Here is a 26,427-nt window from a genome sequence, read left to right as displayed (position 1 = left end):
TTCAATTCACTCCGCCCCGTCCCAAAACCCGCATGAGCCCCGTGCTCGCCTCGCCCGAAGCGTCGGACGAGACGAACACCATTTCTGCGCCGGATGGCAATAGCCGCACCGTCGCCTCGCCCTCGCCCAAATACGCTCGCAAATTGACGAGCCTCGCATACACGGGCCCCGCGGGAAAAAGCGTAAACGTTTTCAAGTCGGTGCTCGTCGCGAGGCCAATGGAGTCGTTGGGCTCGGCAGAAAGACTTTCACCACTGGTCGTCGCGGAAAAGCCTTCGACACCGCGCGCTGTGAAAATCAGGCGAACGCTATCGTCCACGACCATTGCATGAGGGGCTCCAACGTGCGTAACTTGCCGCCAAAAAATGGGATCCTGCACGGATTGAGGTGAAAGAATTGGGTTTTTCGCAATACGCTCTGCCCGCCCTTCGGTGATTTTGGCGAGGCCAATCCCGGCGCGCGCTCCACCTTCGTAAAACATGTACGTTGCGCCCTGAAAATCGAATACGGATGGAGATCCGACCGAACCATTTTCCCAGGGTTCGATAGCGACGAGTACGGGATCGGTGTCGAGAACGTACGTCACACCGTCGTCGTTGGAGCGCGCTCGTACAATCCGCGATGGGTTTCCGGCAGCGGCATACAGCTCGATGACGTTGTCTCGCCGAATGACGCTCGGTGCTCCTACGAGTGTTTCTCCTGGCACATCGATCACGGGGTGCATGCTTTCGATGCGCCAAACCTGTGGAGCTTCCAGGCTTGCGCGGTAGATCGCTCGATCGCCGTTCCTTTTCAATTCGACGAATCCAATGGATTCGTCACCCAAAAGGTTCGGCTCATGCAGTTCCCCGATGTCCGCCATGGGTTCGCAAACCGAGCCGGATCCGCAGCTTCCGCCGCTGCCGCAGAGGGATACCACGCAGACGTCGTCCAGCGCGTCGCAACGTTCGCCGTAATGGCAATCGGTGTTCGTTTTGCATGATCGCGCGCAGCCCCCGGATATGCAACGCTCGCCCGCATTGCAATCCGCATCGATGCCGCAGCCGCGTGTGCATCGTTTACCGCGACAAACCTCGTCGCCTGAACACGTCGTGCCTCCTTGACAAGGCTCCACGATGCAGCGGCCGCAGATGCATCGTTCGATACCCGTGCAATCGGCATTTGCGGCGCAAAGTCGGCTCTTTTGTCCCGTCGGTACGCAAAGCGCCGTGGCGCCCGTCGCAACGGCAGGCGCAATGACGCGCGCAGTTCCAAGACAAACCTCGATGGGCGATGCTTCCTCGAATGCACCGATGCCATCGGAAGGAAACGGCGCGAGAGCCTCGTCGCCATGGACGAGTCCACAGGCGGACGCGAAAACCGCGAAAAAGCAGAGCGCCGCGCGATTCATCGGAAGGTCCCCTCCATGGAGCCAGCGATGACGAACGTTTTTCCATTGACATCGTACGTTGCGTACGGCAAAGACAAACTCGCCTTTCGTTCGGATCGTGGCGCCAAAATGGACGCTTGCCCGGCGATATCGAACCGAAGATCCACGCCCCAGAATCGGCCAATGCCCACCCCTGCACCCAGCGCCAGAGAATGACTCGTTGCGTCCGCATACGTCGTAAACCCGCGCTGCGGTGGCACTGGCGATGGCGCAAGGGCATATCCAGCGCGCGCCGCCCATCGAATGCTCCGATCGTCGTCCTTGCGATCATCACCCGGACGGCCATTCGATGACGCCCATTCGATTCCAATTCGAGGGACCAGAATATCGCGAAATCGCGGCGCCAAAAATTCGACTTCGGTGCGTCCAGGCGACGTCCCGAGATTCACGTCGAGTGTGACGTTGGCCACGGGCGGGGGAGCTGCCGAATACCGTTCCCATTCGATCGCAGCAAGCAGCGACAACTGTCGAAGGACTTTTGTTTTTGCACCAAATGCGAATCTCGCAGGATCGTATCCGCTCACGCCGCGCACCGCGATGGACGTCGTCCCATTGAGCGGGTTTTCAGCAAGCGCGATGCGAATGTTGCTATCGACGGAGAGGCCCACGGCGAGCGCTCCGCGGTATGTCGCGCCAAACGCGACTCGACCCAGGTCGACGGACAGTCCCACGATGGGAGCGGCACGATAATCGAGGCTGATGTCGGAGGCGGCATCGGCATACGTGCCCTGGGCGTCTTGACCTAGCGAAAACGACGTTCCCGAACCGCCCATGTCGAGGGCAAACGCGGCTCCGACGCCTACGGCAAATGGACCTCGGCGCGCAGCCAATGCAAGGTCGAACGTGGCTCGTTGCAGAACCGATTCGTACCGGAAAAACTGCGGCTCGGTGCCCGGACGAAATCCAATATGGGCAATGGCCGTATTGGGAAGATGCGCAGCGAGCGCGAAACCTACGGAAAATGAAGCGGGAAGGCGAATTCCAATTTGAGCGGCCGCGTCGATGCCCGAGGCGTCGCGCACGTTGGCCGACTGGTCATTGATGCGCAAATCAAAAAAGCCATGCATGTATCCGAGGCGCGTGCGCGCTCCAGGCTCCGCCGCAAATGCCGCATTCTGTACCGGGGCGCTCGTCGCGTCCGCATCTGCAACGTCCGCACGCACGAGCGCCGTACTGCGAGCGCCATGTCCAAATCGCGCTGGTGCTCCGGCATTCGCAATGCTCGCAGTGCAAAGCATCGACACGGACAAAGCGGCGGCGAGCTTGTTCATCAAAAGTCCGCTCCTACGCCAAGAGACAACGTAAATAGGGCGCCCGATGCAGTGAGGCGTGGATAGCCAGGATTCGTGATGCCCGTGCTGGGGCTATTCGCATCGGGACCAGCGACGGTCGTTTCTGGGCATGGCGCGGTTTGGCACGGTCGTTTTTCCTGGTTGAACTCGGAAACGAACTGTCCATTTCCGCCGAGCCCAATACGTAACGTGTTGCCGCGCGCATTCTTTAGAGCAAAAGTTGCTCCAAGGCCCAAGGTGAGTTTGTCGCCATCGACAAGGTTTGTCCGGCCTTGGATGTTGCCCGCGAGGATCGTGGGTTCTGCAGCGATTCCAGCGCGAAGGACGAGCTTCGTCCTGGCGCTCGTTGCAATGGAATAATTCGAGCCAATGCGAAAGGACATCGTGTCGCGAAAGAGCTTGCTCGGAATGCGCGAGACGAGGTTCACGCCTGGAAGTGTCGATTGTACCGACAAATATGGGCTCTCCCAATCGGACCACTTTGCATGGGAAACGCTGGTTTCGATGTGGACCTTGCCGACGTCGAAGCTCGATGCCAATACGACCGTGAGCGGATCGAACATGGCCATTTTCGCCTGCAAATTCGTGGCAAGTGGGACGCCGCCAATGTCCGCCGTCGTGTCGATGTTCAAGGGAATTCCAAAACCTTGGCGCACGACGAGCGCGAAGCGCGCGTATTTCGTCGGATCCCATCGAACGCCGAAGATCCCGGAAACCACCGTATTGGCGGCAATGTCGATGCGAGGTTCGGGCGCGCCGGTCGCGCCTTTTTCGAGCTTCGCGGGCCCTCGGACGCCGGCGAGCACATTGGCACCAAAGCCGATCCCGAGCCATTTGGTGATGCGAACCCCCAGAGCAGGGAGCGCAACGAGCCTTTGCGTGCGATTGTCGTAATAGGGATAAAATGGCTCTTCGGGCGCGCGAGCGAGGAGGCGTAGTGCTGCGGTCGGCAAAAAATGCCCCGAAAAACCAATTCGCAAGCGGTTTGCAAGAGGTCCTTCGAATGGAATCGTGGCACTGGCTGTCAGCGTAATGCCAAAGGGGTCCTCGAATGGTAATCTTTTGTCTTGCGCACGAAGGGTCGACACCGAAACGATCGGAGCGATCAAGAGCGCGGTGCCGTTTCCTAGAGCCAAACCCCCAGGATTGAAAAATGCAGCGCTGCCGTCTTCCGCAGAAGCGCTTCGTGCTCCGACTTCAGCGACGCCGTCGGGTCCGAGGCCCTGCACGTCGAAAGCGCTGGCGTGCGTTTGTCGAGGCACGAGCAAGAGCGTCGTGACGCATACGGAGGCACGCAGCCAGCTAGAAAGCATCGCGAAGCATAGGAATAGTGGTATTCGTGCGTCCGGTCAACGGCTTCGATTCGTTGCTCGGACAAACCGCGAATCAACGGTGGCTGCGCATCTGTGCCGCAAGCGCGGCTCGTACGTTGGGAAGCGTCGTGATCCGACCGATGTCGACACCAGCCTTGACCAGCGAAAGCGCAACGTCGCGCCGGATGCCGACGACGGCGCCCTTGGCACCGAGCAGCGTTACGGCGTCGACGATCCCGATGAGCCTCCGGGCAACGTCTTCGTCGACGGAGGCGATGCCCGTGGAATCCACGATGACGTACGCGGCTTGGCGGGCGACGACGTATTGCAAAAGCGTGGACTGCAATTGGTCGGCGCGTGTCGCATCCAGCACTCCGAGCAGCGGGACGAGCAATACTTTGTCCCACACTTCGAGAATTGGCGTCGACAATTCGCGAATTTGCCGTGCCTGCTCTTCGATGATGGCAATCTTGTTGTGCAGCTCGGCTTCGGTTCGTTTGATGTCCGTTATTTCATGCCAAACCACGAGCAGCGCGGGCCCGCTATGCAACGTCACCGGCGTGAGCGTAACTTGGACGGGAAAATCTTCGCCATCCATGCGGCGGTGAATCCATTCGAAACGATGATAACCATTTTTCCGGGCGGTCGCGTCCATCTCGATGCTTTTTTCGAGTGAACTGCGACCATCCGGCTGAAATTCCGGCGAAAGGACTGCCGGGTGAATGTCGAGCACTTGTTGCTTGTCCGTGCACCTCAGCATGCGGATCGCTTCACCATTGCAATCGATGATGCCTCCCGTCGCGACGTCGAAGATGAGGTGAGCATCATTGGAGTATTCGAAGAGCGTTCGAAATCGTTCTTCGGCAATCTCGAGCTCCGCGATACGCTTTTCGAGCTCCGCTATGCGGCCTGAACCGTCATCCAGATGTGCCGAACACATGCATCCTCCAGGGTCATTCATGCCATTTGAACGTGAGCAGGCTGATCGCGAACATCACGATGAACCATACTCCGAGAAGGCCGAGTCCCCCAGCGAGATACGACGCGTCTTCGACGCCATAAAGCAATACCGCTCGCGACAAACGGACCATTTCCGTCGATGGCAAAATGGATCCAAATGCGGCAAGCGGCTTGGGTAATCCGTCGAGCGGGAAAAATATTTCCGAAAAAAATACCAAGGGAAGATTGATGGCGCTGACGATGTCGACCAGCAATTCGGTATTTTTGATTGTCGCCGCGAGAACAAAACCAGCACCCAAAAATACCAGTACGCCAAGCATCGATATGAACACGACCCAAACGAACGATAGGACCGTAAGTGGCATATCGAATGCAAAGTGCGCAACGAGCAGAAGCAACACGACTTGCACGAGCACGAGAAGCGTTCGCGCAGCAACGTTTGCGGCAATGAAGGTATGCTTGCGCAGTGGCGTCGTGGCGAGTTTTTTCAAGAACAAATTCTGGCGGAAGAGGGCCATGGGATAACCCATTCCGAACAGGCCCGCGGTGAGCACGGAGAACGTCAATACCCCTGGAAATAGATAATGCACATAACCAAAACGAGGCGTTTCCACGATATCGATGCGACTCGGAACGGGCAAAACCGACGCGAGTCCGCTTCCGAAAATGCGGTCACGTTCGCCAATATGTAACGTTACGCTCGACCCATCCGGCGAAGGCGCGAGTACGGCGCTGACCATGCGCGTGCGCAGTTTGCCCATCGCTTCGGCTTCGCTGCGCTGCCTGCTCACGCGGACTTCCTCGTAACCGTCGAGCACGCGAACGCACTCTGCGACCGCTTCGTTCATGGAGTTCGTCTCGACAAGCGCGACGTATCGCCGCTCGAAAGGATGGCCGTTCATGAAGACGAGCCCGAGGACGGCGAGCAGCACGACGGGGAAGAGCAGGACAAACCCGGTGGAGCTTCGGCTGCGGAGAACATCGAGGAGCCGGATGCGGAAAAGAACCAAGAACGCTTTCATTCGGCGCGTTCTCCCGCACTTCCGCCTTCACGGATGCGGATGGCGCAGAAGTGAAAGAAAGCATCTTCCACGCCGATTCCGCGACGTTTTTCGGGTGGAACGCTGGCGACGAGCTCGTCTTTCGTGCCGCTCGCACGCAGGCGTCCTCCGACCAGAAAGAGTAGTTTGTCGCAAAGAACGTCGGCTTCGTAGAGGTCGTGGGTGGATAAAAAAAGCGTACGACGCTCGGCTAGATCGCGAAGCAGATCGCCGACGATGCGTTTGTTGTCCGGGTCGAGGTGCGCGGTAGGTTCGTCGAGGAAAACCAGATCCGGCTCGTGAACGACCGCAGTTGCGATGTAGAGACGCGCAGCTTCGCCCCCGGACAAACGCGTGACCGGGGCGCTCGATCGGTGCTCGAGCCGCGCTTGTGCGAGGATTTTTTCGGTGCCGTTCGCGACGCCGAAGATGACCGAAAAAAGCTCGGCGTACTCGCGGACGGTGATGCGGTCGAGCTGGGCTTCTTTCTGCATGACGACGCCGATGCGGCCGCGGGGATAAGGATTTGGACGCTTTCCGAAGAGGCGAAAGCTCCCGCTCGTAGGAACGGACAAACCTTCGAGGATGTCGAGCAGCGTGGTTTTTCCGGCGCCGTTCGGACCGAGCACGCCGATGATGCCGGGACCGTCGATGGTGAAGCTGACGTCGTCGAGCGCGACCGTGTCTCCGAAGCGTTTTCCCAGGGCTTCGGCCTTGATGATTTCGCACGTAACAGACGTCGTCATGGACGCGTGAGCGTAACGCAAGAAGGTTCATTTGAGTGCATGGGTCGCTGTCGTCTATGCTCGGACCATCATGTCGATGTCCGAGCGGCTGCTTCACGAAACCACGAGCTTGTGCAAGGTATGCAAAGCAGCGCTTCCTGCGCGCGTCGTCGCTCTTGACAACGGCGAAGTTTGGATGCGCAAACGCTGCACTGCGCATGGTGAACAAGAAGCGCGGCTCTCGACGGACGCTGCGTGGTACGAGCGCACGCGTGCGATCGTGCCCGTGGATGCGCGGCCCGCGCGCGTGATGCGCGAAATCGAACACGGCTGCCCATTCGATTGTGGTCCGTGCGAAAGCCACACGCAGAAAGTGCGATTGCCGGTCGTGACGATCACCAGCGCTTGCGACCTCGATTGCCCCATCTGCTACGTGCACAACAAGAACGACGACGCGTATCACATGAGTCGCGAGGAGTTTGCCCGCGTGCTCGACCATCTCGTGGCCGATCACGGTGGGGACCTCGATATCGTGAATTTGACCGGCGGCGAGCCGCTCGTGCATCCGCACCTGTTCGACCTCATCGAAATGGCAAGGTCGCGGGGAATTCATCGCGTGAGCGTCTGTTCGAATGGCGTGCGGTTGGCGCGCGATGAAAGTTTGGTCCGGCGTTTGTCGGAAATGGGGGCTCGCATTGCATTGTCGTTCGATACGTTCGACAAGCACGTCGACCGGGCGATGCAGGGCGCGACGCTGGTCGATTTGAAGCGTAAAGTGCTGGAGCTTCTGGACAAACACCAAGTGGATACGACGCTGATTCCGGTGATGACGCGGGGATACAACGATCACGAAATCGGCGACATCATCAAAATGGGCCTCGAATTGTCGTGCGTGCGGCACCTCGAGGTTCACACGATCACGTACACGGGCCAGGGCGGCGCTTCATTCGACCGATCGGGCCGCATTTCGATGGTGGAAGTGCTGCAGCGAATCGAAGAAACGACAAAAGGGCTCCTCCGCGTGAGCGACTTCGTTCCTTCACCGAGCGCGCATCCGCTTTGTTATCAAATTGCCTACATGCTCGTGGACGAACAGGGTGGACCGGCCGTACCCTTTTTGCGATTCATGGATCGCGAAACGATGTACCACGTCCTGCAAGATCATTTGTACCTCGAACCAAATACGCGGCTCGAAAGGGCCCTGCAAGATTCGATGGACATGCTTTGGGCACGAGGTGAAGCGGACGACGAGCGAATCCTGGGCATGCTCAATTCATTGGTACGCAAAATGTTCCCAAGCGACAAACGTTTGCCTCCTGCAGAAGCATTACGGATCAGTGAACGAGCGGCCAAGGCCGTGTATGTTCATTCACACATGGACGAAGAAACGTTCGACGTGGAACGAATTTATCAATGTTGTGATTCGAATTGTTATGCAGATGGGTCGACGGTGCCCGTGTGCAACTACAACGTGCTTTATCGAGAAAAAGAATCCAAGTTCATGGCAAAACCGAAAGAATGGGGCGAGCGCAAGGGGCGGCGGTCATTGCCCCTCGTTGCCAATGGGATGGTCAGATGAATCGGCTGCTCGAAGGAAAACGCGCTATCGTGACGGGCGGCACGCGCGGGCTCGGTCTGGCGATGTCCCTCGCGCTGGCTCGGCATGGGGCCCGCGTTGCGTTGACGTACAAGAATGACGATGCGAGCGCCGAGGACGCCGTAAAAATGATTCGCGAGGTAGGCGAAGCGCCGCTCGTCTTCAAAGGATCGGTCGCGGATTCGGCGCATGTACGAAGCACGGTCGACGCCGTGGTCAAAGCCTTTGGCGGTATCGATGTTTTGGTGAACAATGCGGCCATTACGCAGGTGTTGCCCATTTCGCTGCTCGAAGAAGCCGATTGGGACAACGTGATGAGTGTCAATGTGAAGGGCGTGTATCTCTTCAGTCGCGCGGTGCTCCGTCACATGATACGCGCCCGGAAGGGGAGCATTCTCAACATTGGCAACTTCGCGTCGGAACGCATCATCGAAGCACCGATTCATTATGCGGCGTCGAAGTCAGCACTCCGCGGGCTGACGGAAGCTCTGGCGCGTGAAGTGGGGCGTTATTCGATCCGCGTGAACTTGCTGGCGCCGGGACTTGCGGAAGTAGGGATGGCGCAAGGTTTGCCCCAGCATAGGCAACGAGAATACATGCAGCAATGTCCGATGGGGCGCTTGGCTCGGCCAGAAGAAATTGCCGAAATGGCGGCATTCATGGTATCGGATTCGACTTCGTTCATGACGGGCGCCAAAGTGGTGCTCGACGGAGGTCTCTAGGTGGACGCGTACGATGATATTTTCCGCCGCGGTTTCGATGAATATCGCGCGTTCGTCAATCCGCTCGTGGCACAACGCGCAAAATTGGCGGGTGAACCGATTGAAATCGTGCGCACGCAGGGCGGCCTTTTGTACGATCGCGAAGGGCACGAAATCGAGGACTTTCATGGCACGCAAGCGTTTGGCCATCGAAACCCGTACGTAGCGGATGCCGTAAGGCAATACTTGGCATCGGACGCGGCATCTTGGTATCCGTCGCGCGTGAATCCTTTTGCAGGGCGGTTTGCTCGACGGCTCTGCGAACGAACGGGGTTTTACGACAATGCGTTTTTCGGATGCACGGGAAGCGATGCCGTCGAAGCCGCATTGAAGTTGGCGCGTGCGCTCACGAAAAGACCGCGTTTTCTGAGCCTCGATGGCGCCTATCACGGGTGCACGTTCGGTAGCGTATCGCTCATGGCGAGCGGGTATTTGCGCGACCCATTCGCGCCTTTCGTCGAAGGAGCGGAGCGTATTCCATTTGGTGACGTGGATGCGCTCGCCAAAGCGCTGGCTCCGGGAGACGTGGCTGCGGTCGTCGTCGAGCCGATTCAGGGCGAGGGCGGCGTGCGCGAATTGCCTCCTGAATTCGTGGAAGCGCTGTGCGAGCTGACGGCGAAACACGGAACGCTGCTCGTGGCGGACGAAGTGCAAACGGCGCTCGGGCGCACGGGTCGGGGATTTCTTGCGACGGCAGATTGGCCGCGCCGTCCCGATGCGGTTCTTCTGGCCAAACACTTGGGTGGAGGCCTCATGCCGATTTCGGCGATGCTCACGACGAAGGACATCTTTCTGCGTGCGTACGGGAACCACTTTGCGTCGGGCGAGAGTCACAATACGACGATGGGATTCAATGCGCTTTCGTGCGTCGCGGGTTTGGCCGCGCTGGATCTCTTGACGGACGAACGCATAACGCGCGTCAAACGGCTCGGGGACAAACTGAAGCAGGATCTCGCGAATGCGCTGTCGGGTTCGCCGCTTTTCCGCGAGGCGCGTGGTGCTGGGTTCATGCAAGGCGTCGCGCTGAATCAGCCGGATCATCCGTGGCTTTCGTTCGAGCATTTCGGCTTTCAGGACTTGGACCAAAAGTCGATCATTTCACCGCTCATGTGCCACAGACTTTACCGGCGAGGTTTTTTCTGTTTCACGTGTGGGCACGATTGGAGCATATTCCGGCTTCAGCCTCGATTCGACATACCCGAAGAAAAACTCGAGACGTTCGTCCGCGCAGTGGCCGAGGAACTGGCCTACATCGAGGGGCTCGGATGAATCAGGAAAAACGCCGCGTTTTGGTCATTGGCGGAACGGGGGCCGTGGGAAGTGCCGTCGTGCGAGAATTGTCGCAGGCGGAGTTATCGCCAATGTTCACGTATTGCAATTCCGAAGCGCGGGCGGTCGCATTGGCCGAGGAGCTAGGTTTGCGGCGATTGCGCGTCGATTTGCGGGATGCGTCGGCTTTACCGAAGCTCGTGGCGTCACTCGAAGCGGAAAACAATTTACCGGACGTGGTGATCCATTGCGCGACGATCGTGCGGCAAGCGCGCGTGGATGTTGCCACGGACGAAGATTGGGATACGACGATGCATGTGAATGCTCGGTCGGCGTTCCAGATATGTCGCGAATGGGGCGGACGATTGGGAGCGCGTGGCGGAGGGGACATCGTATTCGTCGCGGCGCTCGATCGAACGCAATCGCTGCCGATACCGCCGGTATTTGCAGCGTCGCAGGGGCTCGTATCCGCGCTTGCGATGGCGGCGGCGAAAGACCTTGGCCCGCGCGGTGTTCGCGTGAATGTCGTCGCGCTCGGGCTCCTTGGCACGGGCATTGGCGCCGAGCTCGATCCGAAGCTCGTGGAGGATTACCATGCAATGAGCGCATTGCGGCGATTGGGCGATGCTGGAGAAGTTGCAAAAACCATCGCCTGGCTCGCTTTGCACAATACGTACTTGAATGGTAAGGTCGTCAGTGTAAACGGCGGCATTTGAACGAACAAGGCAGGGCGACCATGCGCAGGTATGTGGTTTACCGCAATGGCGGGCCGGAAGTATTGCAGCTCCAGGAAACGCCGGAGCCGATTCCTGCGGCGGGGCAAGTTCGAGTGGCGACGCGGGCGATTGGGGTAAACTTTGCGGATCTTGCCGAGCGAGCTGGGCATTATCCGCGGCAGCCGCCACTTCCATTTACGCCGGGCATGGAAGCGTCGGGCATCATTGATGCCGTCGGTCCAGACGTACCAAAAGAAATGGTGGGGCGGCGCGTGATGGCGGTGCCGATTTATGGCAGTCACGCGGAAAAGTTTTGTTTGGGTGCCGAATACGTGATGGATTTGCCAGAGTGGGCCAGCTTCGCAGAAGGCGCGGCGTTTCCGGTGATGTATTTGACGGCGTGGTATGCACTGCACGAGCTTGGGCGAGCGCGCGCGGGTGAACGCGTGATCGTGACGGCGGCCGCTGGAGGTGTTGGAACGGCGATATTGCAAATGGCGCGCGTGGCAAACTTGCGCGTGATGGCCGTCGTGGGATCGCCGGAAAAACACAAGCTCGTGCGGGACCTTGGGGCGGAATTCGTCGCGTCCTACGAAACGTGTGCGGCCGAAGCAAAACGCGTCTTTGGCGAAGCGGACTTGGTGCTCGATTCGGTGGGCGGCACGCTATTTCGCCCATTATGGAACCTGCTTGCCATGTCGGGGCGTTACGCGCTGTACGGGTTTGCCGAAGTAGGAACGGAGAAGGGCATTTCGTATTTGCGCGCCGTGCGCGGACTCTTGGCGATGGGGCTCATCAGCCCGTATACGCTTGTCGGGACGAACCGAACGCTCGCAGGCTTCAATTTGTCCGTCGTACCGAATACAGTGCCGCTCCTGCGAGACAATGCAGCTCGGTTGATCGATATGTGGAAGGACGGGGCGATTCGACCGATCATTGGTGAATCGTTTGCGTTCGAACGACTACCGGATGCACATCGACTGATGTCGTCGCGTCGATCGACGGGACGCGTCATCGTCACGGTGGGTGATTGAACGTGATTCGTGCGGGTTTGTCGCCGGCGCGAACGTTCACATGAGCAGCGCTCGGAACACCAGGAAAAACACTCCTGACAGGAGCATCGAAGCGGGAAGCGTGAGGATCCAGGCGAGCCCGATGTTGCGCACGGTGGATTGTTGAAGGCCCGAACGCTGCGCGACCATGGTTCCTGCAATGCCCGACGAAAGGACGTGCGTGGTGCTCACGGGCAAACCGAGCCATGCCGATACGCCAATCGTGCTTGCTGCGACGATTTCTGCCGACGCACCTTGCGCATACGTCAGATGACTCTTGCCGATTTTTTCACCCACCGTCACGACGATGCGTTTCCAGCCGACCATCGTGCCAATGCCGAGTGACAGGGCAATCGCCACGAGCACCCATGTGGGCGCGTAGTCGGTGAGTCCTCGCAAAGCTTTTCTCTCGGTCGTGAGCTTTTTGCTTTCTGCCTCGCTCAGCCCGAGGTGCCCGTCTTTCAGCATGTTGCCGATGGTTTTGTCGGCGAGAAGCAGATTTTGGCGAAACGTGAAGCGGTCTTCACGCGGAATTTCGGCGGCGTTTTTTCGGTTCGCGAGGCATTGCTGAATTTCAGAGAGCTGAGCGAGTGCTTTTTGAGCATCGGCTTCGGATGCCTTGTCGTGATGATCGCGCACCAGCGCCGCGACGTTGTTGGCAGCCGAAAGCGTACGCTCCATACGCTCCGGGCCTGCTGTCACGTCGACGGCAAATCCGGCGGGCACGAGGCCGATCAGAATGAGCATCACGAGGCCCACGCCCTTTTGACCGTCATTCGATCCGTGCGCGAAGCTGACGCCACAACATGTTGCGATGAGCAGGCCGCGCGTACCTCGCGGTGGTGGATGATCCTTCGGCGGCGGCGTGAGCAGCGAGAGGTTCGTCGTCCATCGCTTGATGAGCAGCAGGATCAGCGCTGCCATGGTGAAGCCGAACAGGGGCGAAACGAGCAGGGACAAACCGATGTCGGCAGCTTTGCCCCAGCTCACGCCGTCACCGAATGTGTGCCCGGGCGTGAGTGAATTGGCGACGCCCACGCCGATGATTGCACCGATGAGCGTGTGCGAGCTCGATGCGGGAAGCCCGAAGTACCACGTGCCCAAGTTCCAAGAGATGGCCGAGCAAAGCAGCGCGAGCACCATGGCGAGTCCCGCGCCGACGCCTTTCGAGACGAGCAGCTCGACGGGGAGCAGTTGCAAGATGCCCATGGCGACGGCGATGCCGCCCATGAACACACCGGCGAAGTTGCAAAAACCGCTCAAAACGACGGCGATGTGAGGCTTGAGCGTGTTGGTGTAAATGACGGTGGCGACGGCGTTGGCCGTGTCGTGAAACCCATTGACGAATTCGAAACCGAGCGCGATGAGCAGGGAAAGAATGAGTAGCGCTTGTACCGCGAAACCAAGTGACGGGTCGAAGAGCGCTTCCATGCGAAAGCCTTTCGGTGCCCGGGAGGGGCGACCATGGGCCGCCGGGTGCTAGTGAGTGCACGGGCGGTATACCGACGCGCGCACAGTAGATGGCGGATCGTCACAGATGTGTGACAGAGCGGTGTCTTGCTAGTGGCTCGCTCGGAGGGCAAGCCATTTTGCGGGTTGGCTACATGCCAACGGCATCTTTGGCGAGCGAGCTTGCGAGGACGAGATCTTCGTTGACGGATGCGACGAGCAGGCTGAGAGCCGATGCGAGCTCGTGGGGATTGCCGTGACCAACGAGGTCGGTGAGGTGCGCACAGAGGGCGGGCAATACTTCCTCGTCTTTGAGGCTCAGCCACCGACTCATGCCGAGCAGGATGCTGGCGTCACCGGCGAACGCCATCGGCGTTGCTTCTTGCAGGATCTCGAGCGTGATGTTTTGCGGGATGTCTTGGTGCAAGAGCGACGTGTGCGCGAAAAACACCGCGACGACTTGGCACTCGCGCCGCAGGCGTTGAAACGTCGCTTGGCCAAACGAATTCTGCCACCGCGTCAGCTCGGCCGTGCGGCTTGCTTCGTACCCTCCAAGCGGAGCATCGGACACGGGCACGACGGCGGCGAGCATTTCGGCCGAGCCGTCTTCGAGCGCCAGGCCGCGAAGTACGTGCAAGTCGTACGCACGCAAGAAGCCCACGAGAATGCGGCTCGCGCAATCGCTCATGAAGGGCGCGAGCACCCGCGCGATGGCAAGCGGGGGCGAACCCGGGGGCAGCACCATCGCTGGAGTCATCGCGCGCATGCGGCTGAACGTTGGACGCTTGGATGAAGCTGCGGCGCGCGACATCGGGCCCGTCGTGATCATCGAAGAGGGTGGCGTATTGGATGCTCGATGCGCGGGCGAAGATCCTGGCGTGCGGTTTGGGATCGGAGGTGGCGGTGGCGCTTGCGTCGGAGCGAGCGCTGAAGATGCCGAAACAGGCGGAACGACGGCGCGGAAAGACGCGGTCGAGCGACGAATGCCCGAAGATGCGCTCGGATCACCGATGACGTGCAACCCTGCGAGATCGATCGAACGCACTGGAGGAATGTCGATCGGCAAGCGGCGGCGCAGTGCCGAGATGAACTCGCCTTCGAATTCGAGGATGTGCTGGTGATCGGACGCTTCGCTGATGATTTCTTCAGCAAGCGAAGCACAACGATCGGCCGCTTGGTCGGCGTCGCTTTGCGTTTGCGGGTCCGAAAAGTGCAGCGTGAGTTTTCCGCGCACGCGCCGTTCGTTCCGCGTCTTCGCGGTGATGATGCGCGAAGCGATCTCGACGTCGGCCGCGCTCCAGAAAGCCATTCGAATCTCCCCGTCTTGGTATCACCCGCGCATCTCCCGCGGTGGTGCCAAGTGTTCAATCGTCGCCAAGCATCGCGCAATGCGAGCGGTTGGGTCAACTTTTCGGGGCGACCGATACGTAGCGATTGCCACGTTCGTAGAACCGCCACGGGAGGAGCGCGTGCTCACCGGCGTAATCGACGTTGATTCGAGCCGAAATACCGATCGTTTTGGACGCACCTCCGACGATGAAGAGGCGCTCGCTACAGAGGTCTTCACCGTAGTGCGTGGCATCGAGGCCCATGGCGTTCGTGAGTTTGCCAGGGCCGTTCGTGAGCATGAGTCGATGCGGGTCGACCCCGCGTCGTTTGCTCATGAGGTCCAATCCGTGGATGGGCTCGATGGCGCGCACGAGGATCGCGTGCGGCAGACCGCTTGCTCCAACGACGACGTTGAACGCCCAATTTACGCCGTACAGGAGAAACATGTACGTATGCCCGGGCGGACCGAACATGGCCTCGGTGCGTCGCGTACGCCTGCCTCCAGCGCTGTGCGCTGCGAGATCTTCAGGACCTCGATACGCTTCGCACTCGACGATGCGACCAGCCGTCGTGCCTTCGTTCGATCGATGCACGAGGATTGCGCCAATCAGGGCAGGGGCGACGTCGAGGACCTCGCGGTCGTAGAAGGAACGGGGCAAAGGTTTCCCTTCGAACGAAACGTTTGCCGGGGGCAACGAATGTCCTTCGATTTTGATGCGTGTCATGGCGATGTTGCCGTGCGTTCCGGCCGACCGTAGTTTGCCGCGGACGGGATGGTGCAACTCGGAATTCTTTTTCACTTGGTACGATCTGGAACTTGCCGAGCGGGGCACATCGCGGTTACGCGTGCTCGGAGGTTGGCGTGCTAAGCTCGCCGCCGCAGGAGACGAGGAGAGATCGGCATGCTGGACGACGTATTGAACGAGCTGCGGACGGGTATCGATAAATCGATCGAGGCACTCCGTCGAGATCTAGCGCGTGTGCGCACCGGACGGGCGCACGCAGGGATGCTGGATGCTATCCGCGTCGACTATTACGGGGTGCCGACCCCCATCAGTCAGATGGCGACCGTAGGCATTCCTGAGCCACGTCTCATCACGATCAAGCCGTGGGAGAAGGGGCAAGTCAAAGCCATCGACAAGGCCATTCGCGAGAGCGATCTCAACTTGAATCCGCAAGTCGACGGCGAGCTCATCCGCATCCCGATCCCGGTGCTGACGGAGGAGCGGCGCAAGGAGATGGTCAAGCTGACCAAGAAACACGGGGAAGAAGCGAAAGTCGCCATTCGCAAGCACCGCCGTGATGCCAACGAGATGGTGGACTCGCTCGACGAAGGTGGCGACGTGAGCAAGGACGACGCGGATCGGACGAAGAAAAAAATCGACGAGGTCGTGGCGGACGGAGTCGCTCAGGTCGACAAGGTGATTGCCGCCAAGGAAAAGGACATCCTCGAGGTGTAGAGCGAATCGGGGCGGCGACGTCGAAGGAGCGAATCGGCACAATGGTGGTCCGAGCACGAATGCGACGCCGAGTTGCCGAATTGGCATCCCGGACGCAAGGATGGCTTGACAGCCCAAACGCTGCATGAAACCGTAGCTTTCGCCCATTACGACCCGGACCGAGGGCGCCGAGGTTTATGCGCGCAGTTGCATACGGGATGACCGACGTCGGTCTCCAGCGCGATCACAACGAGGATAGCTACGCCGTACTCAGCGAGTACGGGCTGTACATCGTTGCCGATGGCATGGGGGGCCATCGCGCTGGTGATGTTGCCAGCCGCATCGCAACCGATTCCATCAGCGAGTTTTTTCGCTCGACGGCGAGTGACGATGCGACGTGGCCCATCGCTTTCGACGCGAACTTGACCGAAGACGAAAACAGGCTGCTCAGCGGCATCCTCATCGCCAACCGCAGAATTTTCGAACGCAGCATTCGATCACGCGAGTGCGCCGGCATGGGCACGACCGTCGTCGGTGCCGTCTTCTCCAAGCGTCGCAACCGAATTTACGTCGGCCACGTAGGCGACAGTCGCGCGTACCGCGTCCGGGCCGGAACGATCCAACAACTCACCCGCGATCACTCGCTCATCAACGACTACTTGATGGCGATGCCCGAGCTGACGGAAGAACAACGCGCGGAGTTGCCCAAAAACGTCATCACGCGCGCGCTCGGCATGCACGACAACGTCGCGGTCGACTTGATGAGCGACGAACCACGCGTCGGTGATGTTTACCTGCTCTGTTCGGACGGTTTGTCCGGGATGCTCACGGACGACCAAATCCGCGACCTCGTCGACACATCACGCGATACGACCGAAATGTGTCGGCGCCTCATTGCGCAAGCCAACGAGCTTGGCGGCGACGACAACATCACCGTGCTCGTCGTGCGGTTCGAGGACGAGAGCGAGGTCGTCGACGAACCTACGCAGCAAATGCCCGCCGCACAAATCCTGCTCGCTGCGTCACGCACGGCCGGAAGCGACGACGACACGCAGTCCTGACGACCGCAGCAGCTCCGTGGTCACGCCTGCCCCAAGCGCCACGTGACCACGTCTCTGTGACATCCGCTTACTGCGTGCAGTTTTCCATGAGCACGTAGCTCTCGTTGATGGCGCACGTGTTGTTCGACTCGACCATGGTCGGACACTTGAACGAAAGCCATGCAGAGCCGGGTTTTACCCCTTCACCGATGCCCGATGGACCAGCAGGCTCGATGTAAAACTCACACGGTTCGCTCGAGCCAAAAAAGTCTCCACCGGTGATCGACGAGGAAAATCCGACGAGACCTTGAGCAGGGGCGTCCTCGGTGGCTTTCGAGTCGATCTTGCTGATCGAGACGTTGAGTATCTCGGTGCCTTCGAAGTCGTATGCCGCTTCGACGCTGAACGGTCCGAGGTCCGGACCCTTGACCGAACACGTCACGCTGGCGCCCTTGACGCCATCGACGGCGATGGTCGTCCGATCGATCGACGAGAGCACTCCCATGGCGCTTTGGTGGCTCTTGTGGGGGCACTCCGCGCCAGTGTCGAAGAAGTTGACCATGAACGCTCCCTGCGGCGTCGGCGGGACCGGGTCTTCACAGCCGAGAGCGAACGTGGCGAGAACGAGTGTCGAACAAGAAAGAATTGCGAGGCGCATGAGTGGCTCCATTGCGTGGGTTGCAATCGGTTCTACAGCAATAGAGTCGAGGGTCGCAAACGGTCAGGCAAGGGCCTGCTCGATGTCGCCCCAAAGATCCTCTACGCCTTCCAGACCCACGGAAAGACGCACGAGGCCATCCGAGATCCCGAGTGCACGTCGACTCTCTTCGGGCACCGACGCGTGCGTCATGATCGCCGGATGCTCCGCAAGCGATTCGACTCCTCCAAGGCTCTCGGCGCACGCAAAGACGCGCAAACGTTCCAGCATTCGGCGTGAAACATCGATCCCTCCCTTGATTTCAACCGAGATCATGCCCCCGAATGCGCTCATCTGCCGTGCTGCGACGGCGTGATCGGGGTGCGATGCAAGCCCCGGATAGTGCACGCGCGCGACCTTCGCATGCGCCTCGAGCCGCGTGGCGAGGGTGAGCGCGGCGGCGCTTTGGTGCCTCACGCGAACGGGCAGCGTCTTGAGGCCTCGGAGCACGAGGAAACAGTCGAAGGGGCTGGGAATGGCACCAATTGCGTTTTGCAAAAAGCCGATCCGCTCGATGAGCCGCGCGTCGGACGTGACGATCGCTCCTCCAACGACGTCCGAGTGGCCGTTGAGATACTTCGTCATCGAATGAACGACGGCGTGAGCACCTAGCTCGAGTGGTCGCTGCAAGACGGGCGTAGCGAAGGTGTTGTCGACGACGAACACGATGTTGGCATCGCGCGCGATCTGGGCGAGCGCGGCAATGTCGAACACCTTCAGCATGGGGTTTGTCGGCGTCTCGATCCACAAAAGTCGCGTCGAGGGACGAATGGCCGCTCGCACGGACGCAGGGTTGCGCATGTCGACGAAGCTCGAGGACAAACCCATCGGGCCCATGACCTTGTCCATCAAACGGAACGTGCCTCCGTAGACATCGTCGCCGCAGAGGATGTGATCGCCCGGTCGGAGCGTATGCAAAAGCGTCGCGGTTGCTGCGAGCCCGCTACCGAAACAGAAGCCGCTTGCCCCTCCTTCGAGCGCCGCGATGCAAGCCTCGAGCGCCTTGCGCGTAGGATTGCCACTGCGCGAGTACTCGTAGCCTTTGTGCACGCCCGGGCTCGATTGCGCGAACGTGCTCGACATGACGATGGGCGTCATGACCGCACCGCTCGTCGGATCGGGTTCTTGGCCAGCGTGAATCGCAAGCGTGTCGATGGAGGTCTTGGCAGACATGTCTTTGGCCGCTCGAAAATGCATGAGGGTTGGAGTGAGGCGCGAGCCTAGCGCGCTTCGGTAGGGATGTCCCGCTGTGGGCTTGCAGCCGCGAACGCGTCGAGAATCTGTCGCGCAGACGATGGCCTGCCAGCCGGATTTGGATCGAGGGCTGCGCGAAAGCACTCGCGTTGCCGTGGCTCGAAGGCGTTGAGCGTGTCGACGAGATCGCGGCGAACACCACGCTGCGCCACCTCCGCGAGCATGGCCGCGTCGGTCGATGCTTCACAAATCCGTTCGCCGGTCGCAAACCAAAGGAGTGTCGCACAAAGCGCGTAGACGTCGGTGGTTTGTCCGGGTTTGTCCTCGCCCCGGATCACCTCGGGCGCAGCGTAAGGAACGGTTCCGCGGTCATCCGTGTCGGCGTCCGCGTCGAGTCCTCTGAATCGTGCTGCTCCAAGATCGACGAAGGAGATATCGCCGAGCGGACCGAGGTGAACGTGGTCGGGACTTATGTCTCCATGCACGATTCCAAGCGGCCCTTTGTCATCTGCGAGCTCGTGCACCTCGGTGAGCAGCTCGAGCGCCGTCACGGTGATGTGTCGGATGAGCGATTGCGGGACGGGTTTGTCCTTCGCGCTCCAACCTCGACGCAGTTCCCGCAGCGATGTTCCCGGCAGGTACGTTTCGATGAAAAACGGTCCGTGTGCATCGTTTCCTACGCGTACGAGTTTTGGCAGAGCGTGATGATCGACGAGCGACACGAGCTTCGCTTCCCGCACCATGGCCGCGCGACCCTCGTGGGTGTCCAGAGCATGTGGCAAGAGGCGTTTGCAGACGACTTCGCGGCCCTGTTCGCGCACGAGAGCAACCTGAAAAACGCTTCCACCTCCAAGCAATCGGACAAACTCGGTTCCTTGGGGAATCGCAAACGCCAACGGAGTTTTCCTCTCGGTTACTGGACCATCACTTCCAGTTGGTACGAACTGTCGATGTCGTGCTCGTCGACTCGAGCGTAATGGGTCCCGGTCGGCAGGTTGTTCACTTCGGAGCGGTCGACACTCCTGAGTAACCCGTGATGCATGATTTGATCGAAATTGCTTCTGAAAACGGGGCGCTGCGTGTGTGACCGGGCGCGCTCGACGCAGCTCGTCGACGACTACGGCAGCTACTTGGCGTCCGCAACGGCGCGCAGATCCGGGATGCGATGGCTTGGTGAGTGTGGGAAGAGAATTTCGATGCGTCCGCTGATTTCAACCATTCATTCCGAGCTCGTCGAGCGTCACCGTGACTCTGGGCGGATCGACCTCGATGACATCGCGGAGGTGATTGGTACGCGCGCGGTGAGTTACGACGAAGTCGAGTACCTCGTCGATCGCCTCGAAGCGGAAGGGTTCGAAGTGGGCGAAGGTATTGGTGCAAGTGACGTCGAGGTCATGCGGTTCGTGCTCGACGCTGCGCGAGAGCTTCGCACGACACTTGGACGAACCCCCACCGTGGATGAGATAGCTTCTGTTTCGGGCAGAGCTCCACACGTCATCCGTCGTGCCCTCGAACGAGCGCAGGGCAAACACGTGCCGAAGCCCGAATGATGCTGCCCGCGGACGCCTGGAAAAAGTTTTCGGTTTTTCGAAGGCGAGGGATTGTCTGGGCACCTTCGTGGGTTATGTCGTCAGATGATCATGCTCGATCGGGCGTTGCATGGAATGACGCGAAGCTATCGAGGCTCCATGGGGCTGTCACCGCGTCGTGCCGCGCACGAAACGGTGTTGACAACATCAGTCACGCGATCCGGCCTCACGATGATAGGATGGCTTCACGTAACACGCGCCCGAGAGCGCATTGCCCTCGAGGCAGAAGCAAAGGAAGGCGGCCTTCGATGAACATTGCAATCACGTTCCGCCACATGGTGGGCACGGACGCCGTAAAGCAGTACGCGCACGACAAGATTGCCAAGCTGCAAAAGTTTCTTCGTCAGGCGATGACGGCGCAGGTCACGCTGTCCGTCGAGGGAACGGAGCACATCGCTGACGTGAGCATCTCTTCGGGCAGTCAGCACTTCCACGCAAAGGAACGTAGCGAGGACATGTACGCATCGATCGATACTGTCGTCGACAAACTCGACCGGCAGATCAATTCGAGCAAAGGAGCCAACATGGCGAAGAAGCGTGGGGGAACGAGTGCTGCCGAGTTTGCTGCCGAAGTCGAGCGCGAAAATCGTGGTCGCGACTGATCGACGAACACCTTTCGTGACGGCGGGATTCGTCGCCTGATGGATCACACGATCCGGCAATACTGACCAAACGAATCGCTCCCACCCATTCCATCCTGCACGCCGTGCGTTCCACTCTCGCCAGCCGTCGCTTTCCGTAGTACGGCTCGGCCGCTCCTGCGCTCGTTTCGTGTATTTTCGTTGCTCGCCTGTAGAGCATACCGAGTGCAGAGCGACAGGCATCGTAACCACTCAACCCCCAAACTCACCGCAGCCGTTCGACACATTTGCGATGCGAGCGGATAGTGCGGTTGCCGCGCCCAACCATGGGAGTTCTGCAAATTCTTCGCGCTGAGCGCGTGTCTGTCGCGAATGCATCCGAGGGCGTCGTGCGAACGAAGGCCGAGGCGCTTCGCCGACTCGCTGCGCTTCTCGCGACAGGTACGGACATTCCCGCAGCGGAAATTGAGCGGGTCCTCGTCGAGCGCGAGAAAATCCAATCCACTGGCGTCGGCGGGGGCGTTGCCATTCCGCATGGAGGCATCGCCGTACTCGAGGTGCACATCGGTGCGGTGCTGCTCTGTCCCGATCCCATCGAGTTCGATGCGATCGATGGAGCTCCGGTCAGCATCCTCTTCGCCGTCATCGGCCCCAAGCGTGAAGCGGGCGAGCACTTGAAGATTCTGGCGCGCGTATCGCGCCTCTTGCGCCAGGACGAGTTTCGTAAGCGACTCCTTGCCGCACCCACGGGCACCAGCGCTTTCGACCGCATCTGTGCCGAGGAGACCAGGAGCAGCGCATGACCGAGTCCGCGCGGTCGAGCGATCCGTCTGCTCGCGTGCGTCCGTCGATCACGGTACGTGCGCTACTGTCGGACCCCGATCTCGGTTTGAAGCTGGATTTGCTCGCCGGGGAATCGGGTCTCGATCGGCTCATTCGACATTCGCGCATCCAAAAGTCGGGTTTGGCCCTCGTGGGCCACTTCCACGGCATCGTCTCGTCGCGCATTCAGATCCTCGGACAAACCGAGCTGTCGTTTCTTCAATGCCTGTCAGCGGAGGCGCGCGACGCGGCGCTGCGCGATTTCTTCGCGCTCGACATCTGCTGCGTCATCGTGACGACTGGCGCGCGCGCAGCGAGTGACGCTTCGGGACACGTCTTCGTGCCCGTGCCGGAGCTCGTTGCTGCTGCAAAGGCTTCGAGCACGCCGCTGCTCGAGTCGCATGCGCGTTCCAGTGCCACGATCGCCGCTCTGCATGGACTGCTCGATGATCGCTTGGCTCCGCGCGTGCGCATGCACGGTGTCCTCGTCGACGTCTTCGGCGTCGGTGTTCTGCTCAGCGGTGCGAGCGCCATTGGCAAAAGCGAATGCGCACTCGACCTCGTCATGCGTGGGCATCGCCTCGTTGCCGACGACGTCGTCGAATGTGACTACCGCCCACCGGGCATGGTCTTCGGTACTCCGGCAGAACTTCTGCGCCATCACCTCGAAGTCCGAGGGCTCGGCATTCTCAACATCAAGGACCTCTTCGGCATCACGGCAACGCGCGAACGCAAGCGCATCGACGTAGTCATCAAGCTCGTCGAATGGTCGAAAGACACCGAATACGACCGCCTTGGTCTCGAAGATCGGCATCGGGAAATCCTTGGCGTGAAGATCCGCGAGCTCGTCATTCCCGTGCGCCCCGGGCGAGACATGTCGACCATCATCGAAGTCGCTGCACGTAACGAATTGCTGAAGAGCGCTGGGCATCACGCCGCGCGCGAGTTCTTCGGTAACCTCGAAGGCGTGCTGCTCGGCGCCCAACCTCGCGGAGCAGGCGAAGGCGGCACGTCGCAGCCTTCGGAAGGCGTTTCTCCTTCCGAACCACCCAGCGACTACGGCCCGAGGAGCTCGTCATGACCGAGCGCAGTCACGTCGTCGTCGTCACGGGTTTGTCCGGTGCAGGAAAGTCGACGGCGCTTCATGCGCTCGAAGACCTTGGCTACTTCTGCGTCGACAATCTTCCTACGTCGGTCGTCACATCCACCGTGGAAGCTTGCGAATCCGGCGACGTGCGACGCATTGGCCTCGGCATCGACATGCGTGCGCTCGCGTTCCTCGACGGCGCAGGCCCAGCGCTCGAGCGCATCTCCAAGGGACGCGACGTCGTCATTCTTTTTCTCGATGCATCCGACGAAGCGCTCCTGCGACGCTTCAACGAAACACGTCGTCCACATCCACTCGCCGCTGCCGCATCTCGTACGGAGTCCAGCAGCGGTGGCCTCGCCGTGCTCGATGGCGTCCATCTCGAACGTGAGCGGCTCGCACCGCTTCGCGCCATCGCGACCGTCGTGATCGACACGACGCGCCTCAGTGTTCACGAACTGCGCAAGCAAGTCATTGCGCATCTCGGTCCAGGTCGTGCCGAAGCACCGCGCATGGTCACGCGTTTGATGTCGTTCGGTTTCAAGTACGGAATTCCCGTCGATGCCGACCTCGTTTTCGATGTTCGGTTCCTGGACAATCCCCACTTCGTCCCGGAACTACGACATCTGCCAGGGACGCATCCAGACGTGCAGGCCTTTGTCTTCAAGAGCGGTGAAGCTTCCGAGTTGCTCGATAAGTGTTCGGAACTTTTGAAGTTTGCGCTGCCGCGTTACGAGCGCGAAGGCAAGAGTTACCTGACCATCGGGATCGGATGCACCGGAGGGCGTCATCGCTCGGTAGCAGTTGTCGAGGTTTTAGCCGACAATCTATGCAAGCAGGTGGAGCTACCCATCTCGATCGTCCATCGCGACATTGCCAGAGCAGATCATGCGACTGCGCAAGACACGGGGCCGACGAGCGGTACGCAAGCGGGGCTCGAGGGGGGCAAACCGTGAGTGGAGACAGTGCCAGCGACAGATTCACGATCGTCAACGCGCGCGGCTTGCATGCGCGCGCGGCGATGAAGCTCGTGCAGCTCGCTGGCAAATATCCCTGTGAAGTCACGGTAGCCGGGCCAGATGGCGAGCCCGCGAATGCCAAGAGCGTGATGGGCGTGCTGCTCTTGTGCGGTGGTGTTGGCACGGTGATCGAAGTTCGAGCGCGCGGACCAAACGCCGACCAAGCCGTGACCGCCATCGGAGAGCTCATCGCGAATCGCTTCGGAGAGACCGAATGAGCGACGAGCCTGTCCCTTCGGCTCCCACCGTCATGCGAGGCATCGCAGGCTCGCCTGGAGTCGCCATTGGCAAGGCGGTCGTCTTTGGGCACAGCCGCGCGTCGTGTCCACGTTATCCGGTAACGACTGCCGACTTCGATTCCGAGCTTCGTCGCTTCCAAGACGCCGTCGCACGCGCGCAGCGCGACCTGCGCGAGATGGCACAGCGCCTCAGCGACAAAAGCGCCGAGGCCTCCATTCTCGAGGCGTATACGCTCATGGCTGGCGACCCCGTGCTTGCCGAAGCCGTGCAACACCAAGTTCGTCATGAAAAACGATGCGCCGAGTGGGCCGTTGCGGAAGCCGCAGACCTCATCGCAAAGCGGCTTGCAGCGGTCGACGATCACTATCTGCGCGAGCGAAGTCACGACGTGCTCTTCATCGGCGACCGCATCTTGCGCGCCTTCGGTACGAGCGACCCGGAGCAGCAAAACTTGCGCCTCGACGAACCCTCCATCGTCATCGCGCATGATCTGAGTCCTGCGGACACGGCCGCGATGATCAGCCAACCGGTCGTCGGTATCGTCACCGAAATCGGCACACGCACCAGTCACACGGCCATCCTCGCCCGCGCGCTCGAAATTCCGGCCGTCGTCGGCGTGACCGATGCACTCGCACACATCTCTTCCGGAGATGTCGTCATCGTCGACGGCTTGCGTGGTCACGTCGTCGTGCGTCCTGCCACGCGTGAGCTCGACGATGCGCGTGCTCGCGGCGAGCGCCATACAGCGCTGTCGCGCGAGCTATCCACGTCGCGTGACCGCGCTGCCGTCACCAAAGATGGCGTGCGCGTCGCGCTTCGGGCCAACGTCGAGCTGCCTGCCGAAGCGGTTCTTGCGCGTGATCATGGCGCGGAAGGCATCGGCCTTTATCGCACCGAATTTCTCTACATCGATCGTTCTTCACCGCCGAGCGAAGATCAGCAGTTCGCAATCTTCCGCGCCGTCGTCGAGACGATGCAGCCGCTGCCCGTCACGCTTCGCACCTTCGACATCGGCGGCGACAAGTTCATCTCGCACCTGAAACTTCCTCCCGAAATGAACCCGATGCTTGGCCTGCGAGCCGTGCGTCTCGCGTTGTCGCAGCCCGAGATGTTTCTCGAACACCTGCGCGCGATGGTGCGTGCGAGCGCGTACGGCAACGTGAAAATCATGGTGCCGATGGTCGCCACGTTGACCGAATTGCGGCAGGTGCGGAAGTACCTCGACCAAGCCATCGCGCAGGTCAAGGAGCGCGGTCTGCCGTGTGCAGACGACATCCCACTCGGCATCATGGTCGAGGTTCCAGCAGCAGCGGTGCTCGTGGACCTCTTCGCGCAAGAGGCGGCTTTCATGAGCCTCGGCACCAACGACCTCGTGCAGTACTCCTTGGCGGTCGATCGTTCGAGTCGCTCGCTCGCGTACCTCGCGTCGTCCTTCGACCCCGCCATCTTGCGTCTGATTCGTTCGGTCGTTCGAGCTGGCGAAGGGTGGGACTGTCCGGTCTCCATTTGTGGCGCGATGGCGAGCGATCCTTTGGCTGCGCTGCTGCTACTTGGCCTTGGCATGCGAGACCTCTCCATGGAGGCGGCGGCCATTCCCGAGATCAAAGAAGCGCTGCGTCGCGTGACGCTCGACGAGGCCGAAGCGGTGGCGCAAGAGGCGCTTCGTTACGGTACTGCCGAAGAAATCGAAACGTGCATTGCCGAATCGTTTGCGCCGCGCCTTTATGACCTTCTCACCGGCGAACGTTGAAGGCATCGTGCCGTGACGAATCGAGGAGTCACGAGCA

26 protein-coding genes are annotated in these 26,427 nt (G+C 60.2%); 14 read left to right on the top strand and 12 right to left on the bottom strand.

Annotation, left to right across the window (positions count from 1 at the left end):
- Window position 1 precedes the first annotated feature (1 nt).
- From IPM54_43685 to IPM54_43660, 6 genes are all read right to left on the bottom strand, one after another.
- A complete protein-coding gene (locus IPM54_43685) occupies window positions 2-1,390 on the bottom strand; it encodes a hypothetical protein (protein MBK9266678.1) in 1,389 nt (462 codons plus the stop codon).
- Window positions 1,387-2,700 (bottom strand): hypothetical protein, encoded by a 1,314-nt coding sequence (locus tag IPM54_43680; protein ID MBK9266677.1) that lies wholly within the window; start codon window positions 2,698-2,700, stop codon window positions 1,387-1,389. Before IPM54_43680 ends, IPM54_43685 begins: the two co-directional genes overlap by 4 nt.
- Window positions 2,700-4,034, bottom strand: a complete 1,335-nt coding sequence (locus IPM54_43675) for an outer membrane protein transport protein (protein MBK9266676.1) — start codon at window positions 4,032-4,034, stop codon at window positions 2,700-2,702. The genes IPM54_43680 and IPM54_43675 overlap by 1 nt, the downstream gene beginning before the upstream one ends.
- A 73-nt stretch (window positions 4,035-4,107) precedes the next feature.
- Complete coding sequence (locus tag IPM54_43670) at window positions 4,108-4,995, bottom strand: PAS domain S-box protein (GenBank protein ID MBK9266675.1); 888 nt, start codon at window positions 4,993-4,995, stop codon at window positions 4,108-4,110.
- Window positions 4,988-6,016, bottom strand: coding sequence for an ABC transporter permease (locus IPM54_43665; protein ID MBK9266674.1), 1,029 nt, complete (start codon window positions 6,014-6,016; stop codon window positions 4,988-4,990). The genes IPM54_43670 and IPM54_43665 overlap by 8 nt, the downstream gene beginning before the upstream one ends.
- Window positions 6,013-6,780, bottom strand: a complete 768-nt coding sequence (locus IPM54_43660) for an ABC transporter ATP-binding protein (protein ID MBK9266673.1) — start codon at window positions 6,778-6,780, stop codon at window positions 6,013-6,015. Before IPM54_43660 ends, IPM54_43665 begins: the two co-directional genes overlap by 4 nt.
- A gap of 70 nt (window positions 6,781-6,850) precedes the next feature.
- On the opposite strand from IPM54_43660, the gene IPM54_43655 reads away from it, so the two are divergent.
- From IPM54_43655 to IPM54_43635, 5 genes are read left to right on the top strand one after another with little or no spacing between them, the layout of a single operon-like run.
- On the top strand, window positions 6,851-8,338 hold the full coding sequence (locus IPM54_43655) for a radical SAM protein (GenBank protein MBK9266672.1): 1,488 nt from the start codon (window positions 6,851-6,853) through the stop codon (window positions 8,336-8,338).
- On the top strand, window positions 8,335-9,078 hold the full coding sequence (locus tag IPM54_43650; GenBank protein MBK9266671.1) for a glucose 1-dehydrogenase: 744 nt from the start codon (window positions 8,335-8,337) through the stop codon (window positions 9,076-9,078). Before IPM54_43655 ends, IPM54_43650 begins: the two co-directional genes overlap by 4 nt.
- The gene (locus IPM54_43645; GenBank protein MBK9266670.1) at window positions 9,079-10,386 is read left to right on the top strand and encodes an aspartate aminotransferase family protein; all 1,308 of its coding nucleotides are present in this window, start codon (window positions 9,079-9,081) and stop codon (window positions 10,384-10,386) included. It begins immediately after the preceding gene.
- Complete coding sequence (locus IPM54_43640; protein MBK9266669.1) at window positions 10,383-11,102, top strand: SDR family oxidoreductase; 720 nt, start codon at window positions 10,383-10,385, stop codon at window positions 11,100-11,102. The genes IPM54_43645 and IPM54_43640 overlap by 4 nt, the downstream gene beginning before the upstream one ends.
- 20 nt (window positions 11,103-11,122) lie before the next feature.
- Window positions 11,123-12,136, top strand: a complete 1,014-nt coding sequence (locus IPM54_43635; GenBank protein MBK9266668.1) for a zinc-binding dehydrogenase — start codon at window positions 11,123-11,125, stop codon at window positions 12,134-12,136.
- Between the two features lie 36 nt (window positions 12,137-12,172).
- Here IPM54_43635 and IPM54_43630 read toward each other — a convergent pair whose 3' ends face one another.
- From IPM54_43630 to IPM54_43620, 3 genes are all read right to left on the bottom strand, one after another.
- A complete protein-coding gene (locus IPM54_43630; protein ID MBK9266667.1) occupies window positions 12,173-13,585 on the bottom strand; it encodes an inorganic phosphate transporter in 1,413 nt (470 codons plus the stop codon).
- A gap of 169 nt (window positions 13,586-13,754) precedes the next feature.
- Window positions 13,755-14,912, bottom strand: coding sequence for a hypothetical protein (locus IPM54_43625; GenBank protein ID MBK9266666.1), 1,158 nt, complete (start codon window positions 14,910-14,912; stop codon window positions 13,755-13,757).
- Between the two features lie 94 nt (window positions 14,913-15,006).
- Complete coding sequence (locus IPM54_43620; protein MBK9266665.1) at window positions 15,007-15,657, bottom strand: DNA-3-methyladenine glycosylase; 651 nt, start codon at window positions 15,655-15,657, stop codon at window positions 15,007-15,009.
- A 177-nt stretch (window positions 15,658-15,834) separates the two neighbouring features.
- Between IPM54_43620 and frr the strand changes: the two genes are divergently transcribed.
- On the top strand, window positions 15,835-16,392 hold the full coding sequence (gene frr / locus IPM54_43615; protein ID MBK9266664.1) for a ribosome recycling factor: 558 nt from the start codon (window positions 15,835-15,837) through the stop codon (window positions 16,390-16,392).
- Between the two features lie 176 nt (window positions 16,393-16,568).
- Window positions 16,569-17,432 (top strand): Stp1/IreP family PP2C-type Ser/Thr phosphatase, encoded by an 864-nt coding sequence (locus tag IPM54_43610; GenBank protein ID MBK9266663.1) that lies wholly within the window; start codon window positions 16,569-16,571, stop codon window positions 17,430-17,432.
- Window positions 17,433-17,499: 67 nt separating this feature from the next.
- On the opposite strand, the gene IPM54_43605 is transcribed toward IPM54_43610, so the two are convergent.
- The 3 genes from IPM54_43605 to IPM54_43595 form a co-directional block, all read right to left on the bottom strand.
- Window positions 17,500-18,069: a hypothetical protein gene (locus tag IPM54_43605; GenBank protein ID MBK9266662.1), complete on the bottom strand. Its 570-nt coding sequence runs from the start codon at window positions 18,067-18,069 to the stop codon at window positions 17,500-17,502.
- Window positions 18,070-18,132: 63 nt separating this feature from the next.
- Window positions 18,133-19,281: a cystathionine gamma-synthase gene (locus IPM54_43600; protein MBK9266661.1), complete on the bottom strand. Its 1,149-nt coding sequence runs from the start codon at window positions 19,279-19,281 to the stop codon at window positions 18,133-18,135.
- A gap of 47 nt (window positions 19,282-19,328) precedes the next feature.
- The gene (locus tag IPM54_43595; GenBank protein ID MBK9266660.1) at window positions 19,329-20,198 is read right to left on the bottom strand and encodes a protein kinase; all 870 of its coding nucleotides are present in this window, start codon (window positions 20,196-20,198) and stop codon (window positions 19,329-19,331) included.
- Between the two features lie 300 nt (window positions 20,199-20,498).
- Here IPM54_43595 and IPM54_43590 point away from each other — a divergent pair, with 300 nt between their 5' ends.
- The 7 genes from IPM54_43590 to ptsP all read left to right on the top strand — a co-directional run bounded on the left by IPM54_43590 (window position 20,499) and on the right by ptsP (window position 26,390).
- Window positions 20,499-20,852, top strand: a complete 354-nt coding sequence (locus IPM54_43590) for a hypothetical protein (protein ID MBK9266659.1) — start codon at window positions 20,499-20,501, stop codon at window positions 20,850-20,852.
- Window positions 20,853-21,139: 287 nt separating this feature from the next.
- Window positions 21,140-21,493, top strand: coding sequence for a ribosome-associated translation inhibitor RaiA (raiA, locus tag IPM54_43585; GenBank protein ID MBK9266658.1), 354 nt, complete (start codon window positions 21,140-21,142; stop codon window positions 21,491-21,493).
- A 305-nt stretch (window positions 21,494-21,798) separates the two neighbouring features.
- On the top strand, window positions 21,799-22,275 hold the full coding sequence (locus IPM54_43580) for a PTS sugar transporter subunit IIA (protein ID MBK9266657.1): 477 nt from the start codon (window positions 21,799-21,801) through the stop codon (window positions 22,273-22,275).
- Complete coding sequence (gene hprK, locus IPM54_43575; GenBank protein MBK9266656.1) at window positions 22,272-23,375, top strand: HPr(Ser) kinase/phosphatase; 1,104 nt, start codon at window positions 22,272-22,274, stop codon at window positions 23,373-23,375. The genes IPM54_43580 and hprK overlap by 4 nt, the downstream gene beginning before the upstream one ends.
- Entirely contained in the window at window positions 23,372-24,337 is a 966-nt protein-coding gene (gene rapZ, locus IPM54_43570; GenBank protein ID MBK9266655.1) for an RNase adapter RapZ, read from the top strand. The genes hprK and rapZ overlap by 4 nt, the downstream gene beginning before the upstream one ends.
- Window positions 24,334-24,618 carry an HPr family phosphocarrier protein gene (locus IPM54_43565; protein ID MBK9266654.1) on the top strand — a complete coding sequence of 95 codons (285 nt, stop codon included), beginning with the start codon at window positions 24,334-24,336 and terminating at the stop codon, window positions 24,616-24,618. Before rapZ ends, IPM54_43565 begins: the two co-directional genes overlap by 4 nt.
- Window positions 24,615-26,390 carry a phosphoenolpyruvate--protein phosphotransferase gene (ptsP, locus tag IPM54_43560; GenBank protein MBK9266653.1) on the top strand — a complete coding sequence of 592 codons (1,776 nt, stop codon included), beginning with the start codon at window positions 24,615-24,617 and terminating at the stop codon, window positions 26,388-26,390. The genes IPM54_43565 and ptsP overlap by 4 nt, the downstream gene beginning before the upstream one ends.
- The last annotated feature ends 37 nt before the right edge of the window (window positions 26,391-26,427 follow it).

The sequence above is a fragment of the Polyangiaceae bacterium genome (assembly GCA_016715885.1).
Lineage (GTDB): Bacteria > Myxococcota_A > Polyangia > Polyangiales > Polyangiaceae > Polyangium.
This window is presented reverse-complemented; position numbering and strand designations above follow the sequence as displayed.

Coding starts and splice junctions, on each gene's coding strand:
- IPM54_43685 (MBK9266678.1), bottom strand. CDS start 1,390: ATGAATCGCGCGGCGCTCTGCTTTTTCGCGGTTTTCGCGTCCGCCTGT.
- IPM54_43680 (MBK9266677.1), bottom strand. CDS start 2,700: ATGAACAAGCTCGCCGCCGCTTTGTCCGTGTCGATGCTTTGCACTGCG.
- IPM54_43675 (MBK9266676.1), bottom strand. CDS start 4,034: ATGCTTTCTAGCTGGCTGCGTGCCTCCGTATGCGTCACGACGCTCTTG.
- IPM54_43670 (MBK9266675.1), bottom strand. CDS start 4,995: ATGAATGACCCTGGAGGATGCATGTGTTCGGCACATCTGGATGACGGT.
- IPM54_43665 (MBK9266674.1), bottom strand. CDS start 6,016: ATGAAAGCGTTCTTGGTTCTTTTCCGCATCCGGCTCCTCGATGTTCTC.
- IPM54_43660 (MBK9266673.1), bottom strand. CDS start 6,780: ATGACGACGTCTGTTACGTGCGAAATCATCAAGGCCGAAGCCCTGGGA.
- IPM54_43655 (MBK9266672.1), top strand. CDS start 6,851: ATGTCGATGTCCGAGCGGCTGCTTCACGAAACCACGAGCTTGTGCAAG.
- IPM54_43650 (MBK9266671.1), top strand. CDS start 8,335: ATGAATCGGCTGCTCGAAGGAAAACGCGCTATCGTGACGGGCGGCACG.
- IPM54_43640 (MBK9266669.1), top strand. CDS start 10,383: ATGAATCAGGAAAAACGCCGCGTTTTGGTCATTGGCGGAACGGGGGCC.
- IPM54_43635 (MBK9266668.1), top strand. CDS start 11,123: ATGCGCAGGTATGTGGTTTACCGCAATGGCGGGCCGGAAGTATTGCAG.
- IPM54_43630 (MBK9266667.1), bottom strand. CDS start 13,585: ATGGAAGCGCTCTTCGACCCGTCACTTGGTTTCGCGGTACAAGCGCTA.
- IPM54_43625 (MBK9266666.1), bottom strand. CDS start 14,912: ATGGCTTTCTGGAGCGCGGCCGACGTCGAGATCGCTTCGCGCATCATC.
- IPM54_43620 (MBK9266665.1), bottom strand. CDS start 15,657: ATGACACGCATCAAAATCGAAGGACATTCGTTGCCCCCGGCAAACGTT.
- frr (MBK9266664.1), top strand. CDS start 15,835: ATGCTGGACGACGTATTGAACGAGCTGCGGACGGGTATCGATAAATCG.
- IPM54_43610 (MBK9266663.1), top strand. CDS start 16,569: ATGCGCGCAGTTGCATACGGGATGACCGACGTCGGTCTCCAGCGCGAT.
- IPM54_43605 (MBK9266662.1), bottom strand. CDS start 18,069: ATGCGCCTCGCAATTCTTTCTTGTTCGACACTCGTTCTCGCCACGTTC.
- IPM54_43600 (MBK9266661.1), bottom strand. CDS start 19,281: ATGTCTGCCAAGACCTCCATCGACACGCTTGCGATTCACGCTGGCCAA.
- IPM54_43590 (MBK9266659.1), top strand. CDS start 20,499: ATGCGTCCGCTGATTTCAACCATTCATTCCGAGCTCGTCGAGCGTCAC.
- raiA (MBK9266658.1), top strand. CDS start 21,140: ATGAACATTGCAATCACGTTCCGCCACATGGTGGGCACGGACGCCGTA.
- IPM54_43580 (MBK9266657.1), top strand. CDS start 21,799: ATGGGAGTTCTGCAAATTCTTCGCGCTGAGCGCGTGTCTGTCGCGAAT.
- hprK (MBK9266656.1), top strand. CDS start 22,272: ATGACCGAGTCCGCGCGGTCGAGCGATCCGTCTGCTCGCGTGCGTCCG.
- rapZ (MBK9266655.1), top strand. CDS start 23,372: ATGACCGAGCGCAGTCACGTCGTCGTCGTCACGGGTTTGTCCGGTGCA.
- ptsP (MBK9266653.1), top strand. CDS start 24,615: ATGAGCGACGAGCCTGTCCCTTCGGCTCCCACCGTCATGCGAGGCATC.